This is a genomic window from Pseudomonas sp. Wu6 (assembly GCF_019891515.1).
Taxonomy (GTDB): Bacteria; Pseudomonadota; Gammaproteobacteria; order Pseudomonadales; family Pseudomonadaceae; genus Aquipseudomonas; species Aquipseudomonas orientalis_A.
This window is the reverse complement of the sequence record NZ_JAFLXH010000009.1, coordinates 159883-175038: the sequence shown is the minus strand read 5'-3', so window position 1 is coordinate 175038 and position 15156 is coordinate 159883. Positions and strand designations below refer to the sequence as shown.

Sequence of the window (15156 nt, the reverse complement as noted above, 5' to 3'; positions counted from 1 at the left end):
ATGGCTCTATAGTGGGGCTCATCCGGGAAGTTGGAGACCGCGCATGCCGTTACCGTCCATGAAAGAGCAGTTTGCCGCGTTGATTGCCGCGCCGTCGGTCAGTTGCACTCAAGCGTCGCTGGATCAGACCAACCGCCCGGTGATCGATCTGCTCGCCACCTGGCTGGGCGACCTGGGCTTTGCCATCGACATCCAGCACGTCAGCCCCGGCAAATTCAACCTGCTGGCCAGCTTTGGCAGCGGCCCCGGCGGCCTGGTGCTGGCCGGTCACAGCGACACGGTGCCCTACGACGCGGCATTGTGGAAAACCGATCCGCTCAAGCTGACGGAAGTCGACGGCCGCTGGGTAGGACTGGGCAGTTGCGACATGAAGGGCTTCTTTGCCCTGGTCATCGAAGCCGTGTTGCCGCTGCTCGATCAACCGTTCAAGCAACCGCTGCTGATCCTCGCCACGTGCGATGAGGAAAGCTCCATGTCCGGCGCTCGGGCATTGGCCGAAGCCGGACGCCCGCTGGGCCGCGCAGCGGTGATCGGCGAGCCGACCGGGCTCAAGCCGGTCCGCCTGCACAAAGGCGTGATGATGGAGCGCATCGACATTCTTGGCCAAAGCGGCCATTCATCGGACCCGAGCCTGGGCCACAGCGCCCTGGAAGCCATGCACGACGCCATCGGCGAACTGCGCGGCCTGCGCCTGGCCTGGCAACGCGAATACCGCAACCCGCAGTTCAGCGTGCCGCAGCCGACCATGAACTTTGGCTGTATCCATGGCGGCGACAACCCCAACCGCATCTGCGGCCAATGCTCCCTGGAATTCGACCTGCGGCCGTTGCCGGGCATGGACCCGCAGGTTCTGCGCGCCGCCATCCGGCAGAAGCTGCAACCCCTGGCCGAGCGTCATCAGGTCAAGATCGACTACGCGCCGCTGTTCCCCGAAGTGCCGCCGTTCGAACAGCCGGAAGACGCCGAACTGGTGCGGGTCGCAGAGCGTTTGACCGGTCATCGCGCCGAAGCGGTGGCGTTCGGCACCGAAGCGCCTTATCTTCAGCGCCTTGGTTGCGAAACCCTGGTGCTTGGCCCTGGCGATATCGCCTGTGCGCACCAGCCGGGCGAATACCTCGAAATGTCACGCTTGACGCCTACAGTGCGTCTATTGCGGGAACTGATCGAACATTACTGCCTGAAACCCGCATAAATTAACCCCTGCCTGTTCGTACATAGAAGGAGAGTGAGCGTGTCGCCAAGCCTGTTCCGACGATAACCATCAGCCCGCTGTGCGCTTTCACGATTGATCCCTTTTTGGCTGCTTTTTATTACAGGCCCAGGTGTTATGCCCGACTACGTTAATTGGCTTCGTCACGCTTCGCCCTACATCAACGCTCACCGCGACTGCACCTTTGTGGTCATGCTGCCCGGCGATGGTGTGGAACACCCGAATTTCGGCAATATCGTCCACGACCTGGTGCTGTTGCACAGCCTGGGTGTGCGACTGGTACTGGTCCACGGCTCGCGTCCGCAAATCGAAGCCCGCCTTGAAGCGCGCGGCCTGGTTCCGGCTTATCACGACGGCTTGCGCATTACCGATGCGGCAACCCTGGAGTGCGTAATAGACGCGGTGGGGCACCTGCGTATCGCCATCGAAGCGCGTCTGTCCATGGACATGGCCTCATCGCCCATGCAGGGCTCGCGCCTGCGGGTGGCCAGCGGCAATCTGGTGACGGCGCGGCCAATCGGTGTGCTCGAAGGCGTGGACTATCACCACACCGGCGAAGTGCGCCGGGTCGACCGCAAAGGCATCGGCCGCCTGCTGGACGAGCGCTCCATCGTGCTGCTGTCGCCGTTGGGTTATTCGCCCACCGGTGAAATCTTCAACCTGGCCTGCGAAGACGTCGCCACCCGCGCCGCCATCGACCTGGGTGCCGACAAATTGCTGCTGTTCGGCGCCGATCTCGGTCTTATCGATGAAAACGGCCGCCTGGTGCGCGAGCTGCGGCCGCAGCAAGTGCCGGCCCACCTGCAACGTCTGGGCAGCAACTACCAGGCCGAGCTGCTCGATGCCGCCGCCGAGGCCTGCCGTGGCGGAGTAGGGCGCAGCCATATTGTCAGCTATGTCGAAGACGGCGCCCTGCTCACCGAACTGTTCACCCGCGATGGCGGCGGTACGCTGGTCGCCCAGGAGCAATTCGAACTGGTGCGCGAAGCGGCGATCGAGGACGTCGGCGGTTTGCTCGACCTGATCAGCCCGCTGGAAGAGCAGGGCATCCTGGTGCGTCGCTCGCGCGAAGTGCTGGAGCGCGAGATCGAGCAGTTCAGCGTGGTCGAGCGCGAAGGGATGATAATCGCTTGCGCGGCGTTGTATCAGATCGCGGATTCGGATGCGGGTGAATTGGCGTGCCTGGCGGTGAATCCGGAATACCGCCATGGCGCGCGCGGCGATGTGTTGCTTGAGCGCATCCAGACCCGTGCCCGGGCCCAGGGCCTGAAGACCTTGTTCGTCCTCACCACCCGCACCGCCCACTGGTTCCGTGAACGCGGCTTTGTGCCGAGCAGCGTAGACCGCCTGCCGTCGGCGCGGGCATCGCTGTACAACTATCAGCGCAACTCGAAGATTTTCGAGAAGGCTTTGTAAACCCGGCCTGGCAGCCAATACCTATCCAAATGTGGGAGGGGGCTTGTCCCTTCCCACATTGGACCGCGTTTATCCCAACGCTTGATGCCCCTTCAGAAGCGTTGATATGTGCCGATAGCGTGTTCGTAGAGGCCGTCAGCCGTTGACATCAAAAGAAACTAATACCGATACAAAAACTGTAACAAATTGACGGAATGATGTGCCTTTGGCCATGATGGCGTCGCCTTTTTGATCATCAGTGACGTATGCAATGGAACGTCAACACTAATCGATCTAAAAAAGCAGTAAAAAATACCCTTTAGGAATTAGCTTGTGGACGGGGTCGTCTATCCTGACCAGCCTGTTTCACGAATTCGCTTATTCCTGGATCGTATGAAAAAGAATGAAATAATTCTTTTTGGGTGTATGAAAAACTCATTACCCTGCAGGGACCAAATCAACTGCTATTAGACGAAGGTAGTAGACACACAAGGTTACGATTGACTTGGTGGTCACTATCCGGCGCTAATCGCGCATCTGTTGGATCAAGGGCGTCAGACCCGAGACCAAAGAAATACAAAAATTAGAAATGAGAGGAGCGGTACATGAAGAAGTCCACCTTGGCTGTGGCTGTAGCGTTGGGCGCAATCGCCCAGCAAGCAGGCGCTGCCGGTTTCATCGAAGACAGCAAGGCCACACTGGGTCTGCGTAACTTCTATATCAACACCGATAACCGCGAAGGCACGGCTAACCCGAGCAAGAACGAAGAATGGGGCCAAGGCTTCGATCTGCGTTTCATCTCCGGTTATACCCAAGGCACCGTTGGCTTCGGTCTTGACGCTATTGGCCTGTTGGGTGTTCGCCTGGATTCCGGCGGCGGCACCAACGGCGCGACTGCCACGTCCTACGGCGGCACCATCTTCCCGAGCAAGTCCAATGGCGAAGCCGTTGATAACTACTCGAGCCTGGGCCTGACTGCCAAAGCCAAGATTTCCCAGACTGAATTGAAGCTGGGTACCTTGCAGCCCAAGCTGCCGGTTATCGTGACCAACGATGGTCGTCTGCTGCCGCAGACCTTCCAGGGTGGCCAGATCACCTCCAGCGACATCAAGGACCTGACCCTGGTCGCCGGCCAGATCGAAAAAGCCAAGGGCCGTAACTCCAGCAACAACGAAAGCCTGTCCATCTCCGGCGCCAACAGCCGTGGCGTGAACTGGCGTTCGAGCAACAAGTTCTACTACGCCGGTGGCGACTACAAGATCACCAAGGATCTGACCGCCCAGTACTACTACGGCAACCTGGAAGATTTCTACAAGCAGCACTTCCTGGGCCTGACGCACAACTGGGCCATCGGTCCGGGCGTGTTGAAGTCTGACCTGCGTTACTTCAACAGCTCCGACGACGGTAACAACGGCAACCAGTCCGCCTACTTCTCCACAGGCAACTACGGTGGCGTCAACTCCGGTCGCGGCAAAGTCGACAACAACCTGTACAGCGGCCTGTTCCTGTACTCCGTTGCCGGTCACACCTTCGGTGGTGGTTACCAGGTCAGCAACGGCAGCAGCGACTTCCCTTGGCTGAACCAGGGTGACGGCTCGTCGGCCTACATCACGACCGACATGCAGATCCAGAAGTTCGCCCGTGCCGGCGAGCGTACCTGGCAAGCTCGCTACTCCTATGACTTCGCCAAAGTCGGCGTACCTGGCCTGACCGCCGGTGTGGTTTACCTCAAAGGCGACCATATCGACACCGTTGCCAGCAACCGTACCGAGTTCACCGGCCAGTCCGAGTGGGAACGTGACATCACTGTTGCCTACGTCGTGCCGGAAGGTCCGCTGAAAAACGTCGGCGTGGCATGGAAGAATGCTATGTGGCGCAGCGATATCGCCAACGCGCGTAACCAGGACGAAAACCGCTTGATCGTCAGCTACTCGATCCCGCTGTTGTAAGACTGTAAAACCTTGCCCGGCGCAATGCCGGGCAAGGTGTCTTGCTTTTCAAGTCGGGCTCAACCCCCGCAAGCCCTTCCTGAACCCTCTTTGTACAGCGTCTCAAGGCCTTCTCGAACCTTGAAGAAGATGGTGCTCTTCAGTGCTGATCACGTCCAATGAACAGATCTTTAATATTCCTTTATCGTCTAGATAAATCGATATTTATTCTTTTTAAAATCCCCCCTATGCATGCACAGTGGGCTCCATAAGCACTCATCAGGAGCCACACCATGAGCCTAAGACTGGGCGATATCGCCCCCGACTTCGAACAGGATTCCAGCGCCGGCAAGATTCGTTTCCACGAATGGCTGGGCGATAGCTGGGGTGTGCTGTTTTCCCACCCGGCGGACTTTACGCCGGTGTGCACCACCGAGCTGGGCTTTACCGCCAAGCTCAAGGATGAGTTCGCCCAGCGCGGCGTCAAGGCCATCGCGCTGTCGGTCGACCCGGTGGACTCGCACCACAAGTGGATCGAGGACATCAACGAAACCCAGGACACCGTCGTCAATTTTCCGATCCTGGCCGATGCCGACCGCAAGGTTTCCGATCTCTACGACCTGATCCACCCCAACGCCAGCGACACCCTCACCGTGCGCTCCCTGTTCGTGATTGACCCGAACAAGAAGATCCGCCTGACCATCACCTACCCGGCCAGCACCGGCCGTAATTTCCACGAAATCCTGCGGGTGATCGACTCGCTGCAGTTGACCGACAACCATAAGGTCGCCACACCGGCCAACTGGCAGGACGGCGATGACGTGGTGATCGTGCCATCGCTCAAGGACGAGGAAGAGATCAAGAAACGCTTTCCCAAGGGCTACCGTGCAGTGAAGCCATACCTGCGCCTGACGCCACAACCCAACCGTTAACACAGCTCAAACCTGGAAACAGGACCAGTGTGGGAGGGGGCTTGCCCCCGATAGCGGTGGATCAGGTGAAAATTTGGTAACTGACACACCGTAATCGGGGGCAAGCCCCCTCTCACATGTTGAGCGCATTTCAAGCAGGGGTATTCAGGCCATTTCGATGGCCTTTTTTTTCGCGTGGCGATCTGTTTTCCGCATATGTTTTTATGGAATAAACAAATGAATAAATAAGATTTAAAGATATATGAATCTGCTGCTAAGGTCTGTTCCACCTTGGCGTCATCGCTGCACAGCGAACCGCCGACACTTGCGTAAGGAATTCCCTACATGCTGGTCGTAACACTTGGAGGCAGTCCCAGTCAGCGTTCCCGCTCCGGGGTTTTGCTGGAGAAAACCCGTCAATGGCTGCAGGACCAGGGCGTGGAAGTGGTGAGTTACCAGATCCGTGACTTCCCGGCCGAAGACCTGCTGCATGCGCGGTTCGACAGCCCCAAGGTCATCGACCTGTTGCAGCAGGTGGCGAATGCCGATGGCCTGGTGATCGCCACGCCGGTGTACAAGGCCTCGTTCTCCGGTGCGCTGAAGACGGTACTCGACTTGCTGCCCGAGCGGGCCCTGGCCCACAAGGTGGTGTTGCCGATGGCCACCGGCGGCAGCATCGCGCACATGCTGGCGGTGGATTACGCCCTCAAGCCGGTGTTGTCGGCGCTGAAGGCGCAGGAATTGCTCCACGGGATTTTTGCCGAAGACAGCCAGATCGCCTACGGCGAAGGCAGTGCCCAGGCGCAGTTGGTGCCGGTGCTTGAACAGCGTCTGCAGGAAGCCCTGGAGCAGTTTTACAGCGCCATGGCCCGCCGCCCGAAGCCGCTGGACCCGCATGTACTGAATGAACGCTTGTTGAGTGCTCGCTGGAGCATTTGAGCCTTACCCCGACATCTGGAAACACTCACCTTACTCAGCCGCCAACGGCCAAGCAGGTGCAGCCACTACCCCATTCGCATATTTGGAGAGAGCGCCATGCGCACTGTCATTTTGCGTCGCGGTCTGGTCGCACTGTTTGCTGCGGCTGTGTCCTTCGGCGCCATCGTTCAAGCCCACGCCGCAGACACCCTGCGGATCGGTTATCAGAAGTACGGCACGCTGGTGCTGCTCAAGGCCAAGGGCTCGCTGGAAAAGCGCCTGGCTGCTCAGGGCGTGCAGGTGCAATGGACCGAGTTCCCCGGTGGCCCGCAACTGCTTGAGGGCCTGAATGTCGGCTCCATCGACTTTGGCGTCACCGGCGAAACCCCACCGGTGTTCGCCCAGGCCGCCGGTGCGGATCTGCTTTACGTGGCCTATGAGCCACCGGCGCCGACCAGTGAAGCGATCCTGGTGCCCAAAGACTCTACGATCAAGTCGGTGGCTGAGCTCAAGGGCAAAACCGTCGTCCTGAACAAAGGCTCCAACGTGCATTACCTGCTGGTGCGTGCCCTGCAAGACGCCGGCCTCAACTACACCGACGTGAAAACCGTGTTCCTGCCGCCCGCCGATGCCCGCGCCGCCTTCGAGCGCGGCAGCGTGGACGCCTGGGTGATCTGGGACCCGTACCAGGCTGCCGCCGAGAAACAGCTGCAAGCGCGCACCCTGCGCGACGGCACCGGCATTGCCGACAACCACCAGTTCTACCTGGCCACCAAGCCTTACGCCGAACAGCATCCCGAGGTGATCAAGGCGCTGGTGGAAGAAGTGCGCGCCGTGGGCGAATGGTCCAAGGCTAACCCGCAGCAAGTGACTGACCAGGTCGCGCCGCTGCTCGGCCTGCCGGCTGATATCACCCTGACCTCGGTGAAACGCCAGGGCTACGGCGCACTGTTCCTGACGCCGGAAGTGGTCGCGGCCCAGCAGAAAATCGCCGACACCTTCTACCAGCTCAAATTGATTCCCAAGCCCTTGAGCATCAAGGACGTGATCTGGACCCCACCCGCCGCTGTTGCCAAAGCGCCGTAATCCGACTTCTTCAGGAGACAACTCCATGAGCCTCAATATTTTCTGGTTCCTGCCTACCCACGGCGACGGTCATTACCTCGGCACCGCCGAAGGCGCTCGCGCCGTCGATCACGGTTACCTGCAACAAGTGGCACAGGCCGCCGACCGCCTGGGCTTCGGCGGGGTGCTGATCCCGACCGGGCGCTCCTGCGAAGACTCCTGGCTGGTGGCGGCCTCGCTGATCCCCGTGACCCAGCGTCTGAAATTTCTTGTCGCGCTGCGCCCCGGGATCATTTCCCCGACGGTAGCCGCACGTCAGGCCGCGACCCTGGATCGCCTGTCCGGCGGCCGCGCACTGTTCAACCTGGTCACCGGCGGTGACCCGGAGGAGCTGGCCGGCGACGGCTTGTTCCTCAGTCACGAAGAGCGCTACCAGGCCTCGGTGGAATTCACCCGCATCTGGCGCCGCGTGCTTGAAGGCGAAACCGTGGATTACGACGGCGAGCACATCAGCGTCAAGGGTGCCAAGTTGCTCTACCCGCCGGTCCAGCAGCCACGCCCGCCGCTGTATTTTGGCGGGTCGTCCGAGGCGGCCCAGGACCTGGCGGCCGAACAAGTGGAAATGGTGCTGACCTGGGGCGAACCACCGGCAGCGGTGGCGGAAAAGATCGCGCAAGTGCGGGCCAAGGCCGACAAGCTCGGGCGCACCCTGCGCTTCGGCATTCGCTTGCACGTGATCGTGCGTGAAACCAATGAGGAGGCCTGGAAAGCCGCCGATAAACTGATCTCCCACTTGGACGACGACACCATCGCCCGCGCCCAGGCGTCCCTGGCGCGCTTCGACTCGGTGGGCCAGCAGCGCATGGCGGCCTTGCATGGCGGCAGCCGCGACAACCTGGAAGTCAGCCCCAACCTGTGGGCCGGGGTCGGCCTGGTGCGCGGCGGCGCGGGCACGGCGCTGGTGGGCGATGGCCCAACGGTTGCGGCGCGGGTCAAGGAATACGCGGACCTGGGCATCGACACCTTTATCTTCTCCGGTTATCCGCACCTGGAAGAGTCGTATCGGGTCGCCGAGTTGCTGTTCCCGCACCTGGATATCGAACGTCCCGAACTGCCGAAAGGCGCCGGCTATGTCAGCCCGTTCGGCGAGATGGTGGCCAACGACATCCTTCCCAAAGCTGCATCACAGAGCTGAGGGGCGCCATGAACCTTGAGAAACTCAGCCATCGCGTGGCGCCCTGGGTGCTGCCGATTCTATTGCTGGCGGTGTGGCAGTTGTCGGTGACGGCAGGGTGGTTGTCCACGCGTATTCTGCCGGCGCCCAGTGCCGTTATCGAGGCTGGCGTCAACCTGGTCCGCAGCGGCGAAATCTGGACGCACCTGGCTATCAGCGGCTGGCGCGCGGGCCTGGGCTTTGTGATCGGTGGCAGCATCGGCCTGGCCCTGGGCTTTATCACCGGCCTGTCGAAGTGGGGCGAACGTTTGCTCGACAGCTCGGTGCAGATGATCCGCAACGTGCCGCACCTGGCGCTGATTCCATTGGTGATCCTGTGGTTCGGGATTGACGAGACCGCGAAGATTTTCCTGGTAGCGCTGGGCACGCTGTTTCCGATCTACCTGAACACCTACCACGGCATCCGCAACGTCGACCCGGCGCTGGTGGAAATGTCGCGCAGCTACGGTTTGTCCGGCTTCAGCCTGTTCTGGCAAGTGATCCTGCCGGGCGCGTTGCCGTCGATCCTGGTGGGCGTGCGCTTTGCCCTGGGCTTCATGTGGTTGACGTTGATCGTGGCGGAAACCATCTCGGCCAGTTCCGGCATCGGTTACCTGGCGATGAATGCCCGCGAATTCCTGCAAACCGACGTGGTGGTGCTGGCGATCGTGATGTACGCGATCCTCGGCAAACTGGCCGACCTGGCGGCGCGTGGCCTGGAACGGGTATGGCTGCGCTGGCACCCGGCGTATCAAGTGAACAAGGGAGGTGCGGCATGACGGCTCAACAACCCCCGCGCCTGCTCAAGGGTATCCCCCTGGCGGTGCGCAAGTTGCGCAAGTCCTTTGGCGCTCGCGAAGTGCTCAAGGACATCGACCTGCATATTCCTGCCGGCCAGTTCGTGGCCGTGGTCGGCCGCAGCGGTTGCGGCAAGAGTACCTTGCTGCGCCTGCTGGCGGGCCTGGACAACGCCAGTGGCGGCGAACTGCTGGCGGGCTCCGCGCCGCTGCACGAGGCGATCGAAGACACGCGGCTGATGTTCCAGGAAGCGCGCCTGCTGCCGTGGAAAAAGATCATCGACAACGTCGGCCTGGGCCTCAAGGGCAACTGGCGTCCCAGGGCGTTGCAAGCGTTGGAGGCGGTGGGCCTGGCCGAGCGTGCCGATGAGTGGCCGGCGGCCTTGTCCGGTGGGCAGAAGCAACGCGTCGCCCTGGCGCGCGCCTTGATTCACCAGCCGCGCCTGTTGCTGCTCGACGAACCGCTGGGCGCGCTGGATGCCCTGACCCGGATCGAGATGCAGCAACTGATCGAAAACCTCTGGCAAAAACACGGCTTTACCGTGCTGCTGGTCACCCATGACGTCAGCGAAGCCGTGGCGATTGCCGACCGGGTCATCCTGATCGAAGACGGCGAAATCGGCCTCGACCTGAGCATCGACCTGCCACGTCCACGCGCCCGTGGCTCACATCGCCTGGCCGCGCTGGAGGCCGAAGTGCTCAGCCGCGTGCTGTCGCTGCCCGGCTCACCGCCGGAACCCGAACCTGTTTCACCGCTGCCGACGCAATTGCGTTGGGCTCAATAACCTGTACAGGAAAACCATCATGACTATTAAAGCCATCAACGTGCGTAACCAATTCAAAGGCACCATCAAGGAAATCGTGGTGGGCGACGTGTTGTCGGAGATCGACGTGCAGACGGCCTCGGGCATTGTCACGTCTGTAATCACCACGCGCTCGGTGAAAGAGCTGGAGCTGGTGATTGGCAGCGAGGTGATTGCCTTTGTGAAATCGACTGAGGTGTCGATTGCCAAGCTGTGACTGCTTCAGACCGCTATCGGGGGCAAGTCGAATCGTCGCACCGCCCCTCCCACACTTTGACTGTATTCACAGATCTAAATGTGGGAGGGGGCTTGCCCCCGATGGCGGCCTCTGGGCCGACCAGGATGTTGGACCGAGTACATATCCGTTTCTGCGGTCACGGCCACTTAGGGTTCCGCCCTGACGGCGGGTCACTTTGGAAAAGCCCCAAAGTAACCAAAGGGCTCTTGCCCCACCACTCGGCACCTCGCTTGGGCTCGGTGTGCCCTCTCTTCGGCTTGAATCCGTGGGCCGCCGCAATGGGCCATCCCTGGCCCAGTGCGGCTAACCCGGCGTCCTGCCGGGTTACCCACGGATTCAAGCCTGCGTTCGGCCAGCGTGGTTTAACGGGGCGCCTAAGACCAAGATCAAAAGCCAGATCAAGAGCGACTCGCTTCGCATCGTGGTTACGGTTGGGTGCTACGCAGGTGTGTAGATACCTATGCCCCCGATGACGCCGGCCCAGCCAACACAAGACTCAGCGCTTGGGCAGGTAAGCCGGCAAATAAAGCCCCACATACGCATCAAACACCCGCATGCCTTCCTGCGCCATGCGCGGCGTAATCTGACCATGCTGATGCACCGAGCGCGCATACACGCGGTCGCTCAATTCAAGCGCCAGGGCGAACACATCCACATCGCTCGGTAGTGTCGGCACTTCAAAGTGGCGGTTGAATACCGCCAGCATCAAATCGCCGAGTTCCAGGTCATGCTGACGATCCGCCTGGGTCACTTCAGTCAACCCATGCTGGGCCAGGATCAACTGGCGCGCGGCGGCGTCATGGCTGTAGATGGCGAGCATGCGCTGCTCGACGATGCAGGACAGGTCGCGCCAGGTCTTGAGCGAGTCGTGTTCGATGGGCGCCTGGATGGCCGCGCGAAAGGCGGCGTGCACATCGGCCGTCAACGCCTCCAGCAGTGCCGGCACGCTGGCGAAAAAGTGGTACACCGACGATGGCGGGATCTGCGCCCGTTCGGCCACGCTGTAGATCGACAAACCGGCCACGCCTTCGGCCGCCAGCAAGGCGCGGGCGGCGTCCAGGATCGCGTCGATCCGCGCTTGACTGCGGGCGCGAGGTTTGCGAGGGGCGGCGGTTGTCATGGAAGTCTCCTACAAGGCAGCGGGCATTGTACGCGACCCTAGGATCGTTCCCACGCTCTGCGTGGGAATGCCTCACTGGACGCTCCGCGTCTGCTCTTGGGACGCGGAGCGTCCCTTGATGCATTCCCACGCGGAGCGCGGGAACGAGAGTGCAGCGCAAAAAAAACGCCACAGACCCTCAAGCCTGTGGCGTTTCTTCAACACCGCAACCGCTTACACGGTATGCAGGTACCAGTTGTACTCAAGGTCGGAGATGGAGTGTTCGAACTCCTCCAGCTCGCTTTCCTTACAGGCGACGAAGATATCGATGTATTTGGGATCGATGTACTTGGCCATCACCTCGCTGTCGTCCAACTCGCGCAGGGCATCGCGCAGGTTGTTCGGCAGGCTCTGTTCGTTCTGCTCGTAGCTGTTGCCTTCCACGGGCGCGCCCGGTTCGATCTTGTTGGTCAGGCCGTGGTGCACGCCGGCCAATACCGAAGCCATCAGCAGGTAAGGGTTGGCATCGGCGCCGGCCACGCGGTGTTCGATGCGCACCGCATCGGACGAGCCGGTCGGTACACGAATCGCCACGGTGCGGTTGTCCAGGCCCCAGCACGGCGAATTCGGCACGTAGAACTGTGCGCCGAAACGGCGGTAGGAGTTGACGTTGGGGCACAGGAACGCCATCTGGGCGGGCAGGGTCTCGAGCACACCGCCGATCGCGTGACGCAATGCGGCGTTCTGCTCGGGATCCTCGCTGGCAAAAATGTTCTTGCCGTCCTTGTCCAGAATGGAGATGTGCACGTGCAAACCGTTGCCTGCCTGGCCCGGGTAAGGCTTGGCCATGAAGGTGGTGTCCATCTCATGGTCGTAGGCGATGTTCTTGATCAGGCGCTTGAGCAGTACCGCGTAGTCGCAGGCCTTGATCGGGTCGGCGACGTGGTGCAGGTTCACTTCGAACTGCGCCGGGGCACTTTCCTTGACGATGGCATCGGCCGGGATGCCTTGCTCCTTGGCACCTTCCAGAATGTCCTGGAGGCAGTCGACGTATTCGTCGAGGTCGTCGATCAGGTAGACCTGTGTCGAATGCGGGCGTTTGCCGGAGATCGGCGAGCGCGGCGGTTGAGGGCGGCCGTTCACGTTCTCCTGGTCGATCAGGTAGAACTCAAGCTCGAAGGCGGCGCAGATGGTCAGGCCCATGTCGTCGAACTTGCTCACCACTTGGCGCAGTACTTCGCGTGGATCAGCGAAGAAGGGTTCACCTTCGAGTTCGTGCATGGTCATCAGCAGTTGCGCGGTAGGGCGCTTTTGCCAGGGTTCATTGCACAGGGTGTCGGGGATTGGATAACAGATTCGGTCAGCATCGCCGATGTCCAGGCCCAGGCCGGTGCTTTCCACCGTCGAGCCATTGATATCCAGGGCAAATAAAGAGGCAGGCAGGTTAATGCCCTTCTCGTAAACCTTGTGGAGGCTGGTGCGTTCGATGCGCTTGCCGCGCACCACACCATTCATATCCGCAATTAGAAGGTCTACGTACAGAACCTCAGGATGATCCTTAAGGAACGCGTTCGCTTCGTTAAGCTGAACGGCACGCGGGGGTACCGACATGATGCAACACCTTTGTTGTTAAAAATATCAATCATTGATCTTTTCTGTTTTCAGTCAACCCGAACGGCATGCCGAAGTCAAGCGAGGCCTTTTTTGCCCTAAAAAAGCGCCTTGGCGCCTTTTTTGGGGCTTTTTAGAGCGGTTTTTTGGGTTTCAGGGTCTTGGGACCAGCCGGCTTGAGCGGGCCGTGTTGTATTTTTTACGGGGGTGTTGTGTAAGAAAATGAACAAGGCTAAGCTCGATTCAAACCCATAACAGCAATAATATCGGGGTGCTTCATGTTTCACCTGCCACCATTGGGTGTCTATGCCTGCTTGAACCGGGCGTTGTCCGCAGTCCTTTCGTCCCGCGTCAATGCTCGCGCACCGGCTAATATTCTTGACGGCCGGTCCGGCCTCTTCTTTGCCATCTCATCCGCCACTGACAAGCCCTTGTCCACCTCGCCGATCAAAATTGCGCACAACTTTGGCGTGAGGAATGCAACGTTGCAGCAAATGGCAGGTAAGCTCCTACCCTGAATGAACACACGACGCGGATGCTGCGTCAACCAACGCCTGGCCTTTAACGGATGCCAGGAAACCCAGCCCAGAGGCATTTATGAGTAACAACCTCGACCAGCTCACCGATTGGTTGAAAGACCACAAGATCACAGAAGTCGAATGCATGATTGGCGACCTCACCGGCATCACCCGGGGCAAGATTTCGCCGACCAACAAGTTCATCGCCGAAAAAGGCATGCGCCTGCCCGAAAGCGTTCTGTTGCAGACCGTGACCGGCGACTATGTCGAAGACGACATCTATTACGAATTGCTCGACCCGGCCGACATCGACATGATCTGCCGCCCCGACCAGAACGCGGTATTCCTGGTGCCCTGGGCCATCGAGCCGACCGCCCAGGTGATCCACGACACCTACGACAAGCAAGGCAACCCGATCGAGCTGTCGCCGCGCAACGTACTCAAGAAAGTCCTCAAGCTCTACGCCGACCGTGGCTGGCAGCCTATCGTGGCGCCGGAGATGGAGTTCTACCTGACCAAGCGCTGCGAAGACCCGGACTTCCCGCTGCAACCGCCGATTGGCCGTTCCGGTCGACCGGAGACGGGGCGCCAGTCCTTCTCTATAGAAGCCGCCAACGAATTCGACCCGCTGTTCGAAGACGTCTATGACTGGTGCGAACTGCAGGAGCTGGACCTCGATACCTTGATCCACGAAGACGGCACCGCACAGATGGAAATCAACTTCCGTCACGGCGATGCGCTGTCCCTGGCCGACCAGATCCTGGTGTTCAAGCGCACCATGCGGGAAGCCGCGCTCAAGCACAACGTGGCCGCCACCTTCATGGCCAAGCCCATGACCGGCGAGCCCGGCAGCGCGATGCACCTGCACCAGAGCATCATCGACATCGCCACCGGCAAGAACGTGTTCTCCAACGAAGACGGGAGCATGAGCCAGCTGTTCCTCAACCATATTGGCGGCCTGCAGAAATTCATCCCCGAGTTGCTGCCTTTATTCGCCCCCAACGTGAATTCATTCCGCCGCTTCCTGCCCGACACCTCGGCGCCGGTGAACGTGGAATGGGGTGAAGAAAACCGCACCGTGGGCCTGCGCGTACCGGATGCCGGGCCGCAGAACCGCCGCGTGGAAAACCGCTTGCCGGGCGCCGACGCCAACCCGTACCTGGCCATTGCCGCCAGTTTACTGTGTGGCTACATCGGCATGGTCGAAGGCCATAACCCGAGCGCACCCGTGGTGGGCCGTGGTTACGAGCGGCGCAACCTGCGCCTGCCGCTGACCATCGAGGACGCCCTGGAACGCATGGAAAACAGCAAGACCATCGAAAAATACCTGGGGCAGAAATTCATCACAGGCTACGTCGCGGTCAAGCGGGCCGAGCATGAAAACTTCAAGCGCGTGATCAGTTCGTGGGAGCGGGAATTCCTGCTCTTCGCCGTCTGATGCGCCGGGCGC

Annotated in this window: 13 protein-coding genes; 11 read left to right on the top strand and 2 right to left on the bottom strand. The window is 60.5% G+C overall.

The genetic code is table 11. The features are described from left to right. Window positions 1-43: 43 nt before the first annotated feature. From argE to J1G34_RS09015, 10 genes are all read left to right on the top strand, one after another. Window positions 44-1192 (top strand): acetylornithine deacetylase, encoded by a 1149-nt coding sequence (gene argE, locus J1G34_RS09060; RefSeq protein ID WP_065897674.1) that lies wholly within the window; start codon window positions 44-46, stop codon window positions 1190-1192. 135 nt (window positions 1193-1327) lie between these two features. Further along, entirely contained in the window at window positions 1328-2626 is a 1299-nt protein-coding gene (gene argA, locus J1G34_RS09055; protein WP_065893887.1) for an amino-acid N-acetyltransferase, read from the top strand. Between the two features lie 584 nt (window positions 2627-3210). Beyond that, a complete protein-coding gene (locus tag J1G34_RS09050; RefSeq protein WP_065887039.1) occupies window positions 3211-4554 on the top strand; it encodes an OprD family porin in 1344 nt (447 codons plus the stop codon). Between the two features lie 272 nt (window positions 4555-4826). Further along, window positions 4827-5465 carry a peroxiredoxin gene (locus tag J1G34_RS09045; RefSeq protein WP_122462679.1) on the top strand — a complete coding sequence of 213 codons (639 nt, stop codon included), beginning with the start codon at window positions 4827-4829 and terminating at the stop codon, window positions 5463-5465. 324 nt (window positions 5466-5789) lie between these two features. After that, a complete protein-coding gene (gene ssuE / locus J1G34_RS09040) occupies window positions 5790-6383 on the top strand; it encodes an NADPH-dependent FMN reductase (protein ID WP_057723407.1) in 594 nt (197 codons plus the stop codon). 96 nt (window positions 6384-6479) lie between these two features. Continuing rightward, on the top strand, window positions 6480-7448 hold the full coding sequence (locus J1G34_RS09035; protein ID WP_065887041.1) for a sulfonate ABC transporter substrate-binding protein: 969 nt from the start codon (window positions 6480-6482) through the stop codon (window positions 7446-7448). A 25-nt stretch (window positions 7449-7473) separates the two neighbouring features. Then, entirely contained in the window at window positions 7474-8622 is a 1149-nt protein-coding gene (gene ssuD / locus J1G34_RS09030; RefSeq protein ID WP_065887042.1) for an FMNH2-dependent alkanesulfonate monooxygenase, read from the top strand. Between the two features lie 8 nt (window positions 8623-8630). Continuing rightward, window positions 8631-9419 carry an aliphatic sulfonate ABC transporter permease SsuC gene (ssuC, locus tag J1G34_RS09025; RefSeq protein WP_065893886.1) on the top strand — a complete coding sequence of 263 codons (789 nt, stop codon included), beginning with the start codon at window positions 8631-8633 and terminating at the stop codon, window positions 9417-9419. Next, the gene (gene ssuB, locus J1G34_RS09020; RefSeq protein WP_222993838.1) at window positions 9416-10222 is read left to right on the top strand and encodes an aliphatic sulfonates ABC transporter ATP-binding protein; all 807 of its coding nucleotides are present in this window, start codon (window positions 9416-9418) and stop codon (window positions 10220-10222) included. The genes ssuC and ssuB overlap by 4 nt, the downstream gene beginning before the upstream one ends. Window positions 10223-10241: 19 nt before the next feature. After that, window positions 10242-10457, top strand: coding sequence for a TOBE domain-containing protein (locus J1G34_RS09015; RefSeq protein WP_003176783.1), 216 nt, complete (start codon window positions 10242-10244; stop codon window positions 10455-10457). Window positions 10458-10974: 517 nt separating this feature from the next. Here the strand turns inward: J1G34_RS09015 and J1G34_RS09010 are convergent. Continuing rightward, window positions 10975-11598: a TetR/AcrR family transcriptional regulator gene (locus tag J1G34_RS09010; protein WP_065893885.1), complete on the bottom strand. Its 624-nt coding sequence runs from the start codon at window positions 11596-11598 to the stop codon at window positions 10975-10977. 213 nt (window positions 11599-11811) lie between these two features. Continuing rightward, window positions 11812-13188 (bottom strand): glutamine synthetase family protein, encoded by a 1377-nt coding sequence (locus J1G34_RS09005; protein WP_003176781.1) that lies wholly within the window; start codon window positions 13186-13188, stop codon window positions 11812-11814. A gap of 597 nt (window positions 13189-13785) precedes the next feature. Between J1G34_RS09005 and J1G34_RS09000 the strand changes: the two genes are divergently transcribed. Then, window positions 13786-15144 carry a glutamine synthetase family protein gene (locus J1G34_RS09000; protein WP_057723413.1) on the top strand — a complete coding sequence of 453 codons (1359 nt, stop codon included), beginning with the start codon at window positions 13786-13788 and terminating at the stop codon, window positions 15142-15144. The last annotated feature ends 12 nt before the right edge of the window (window positions 15145-15156 follow it).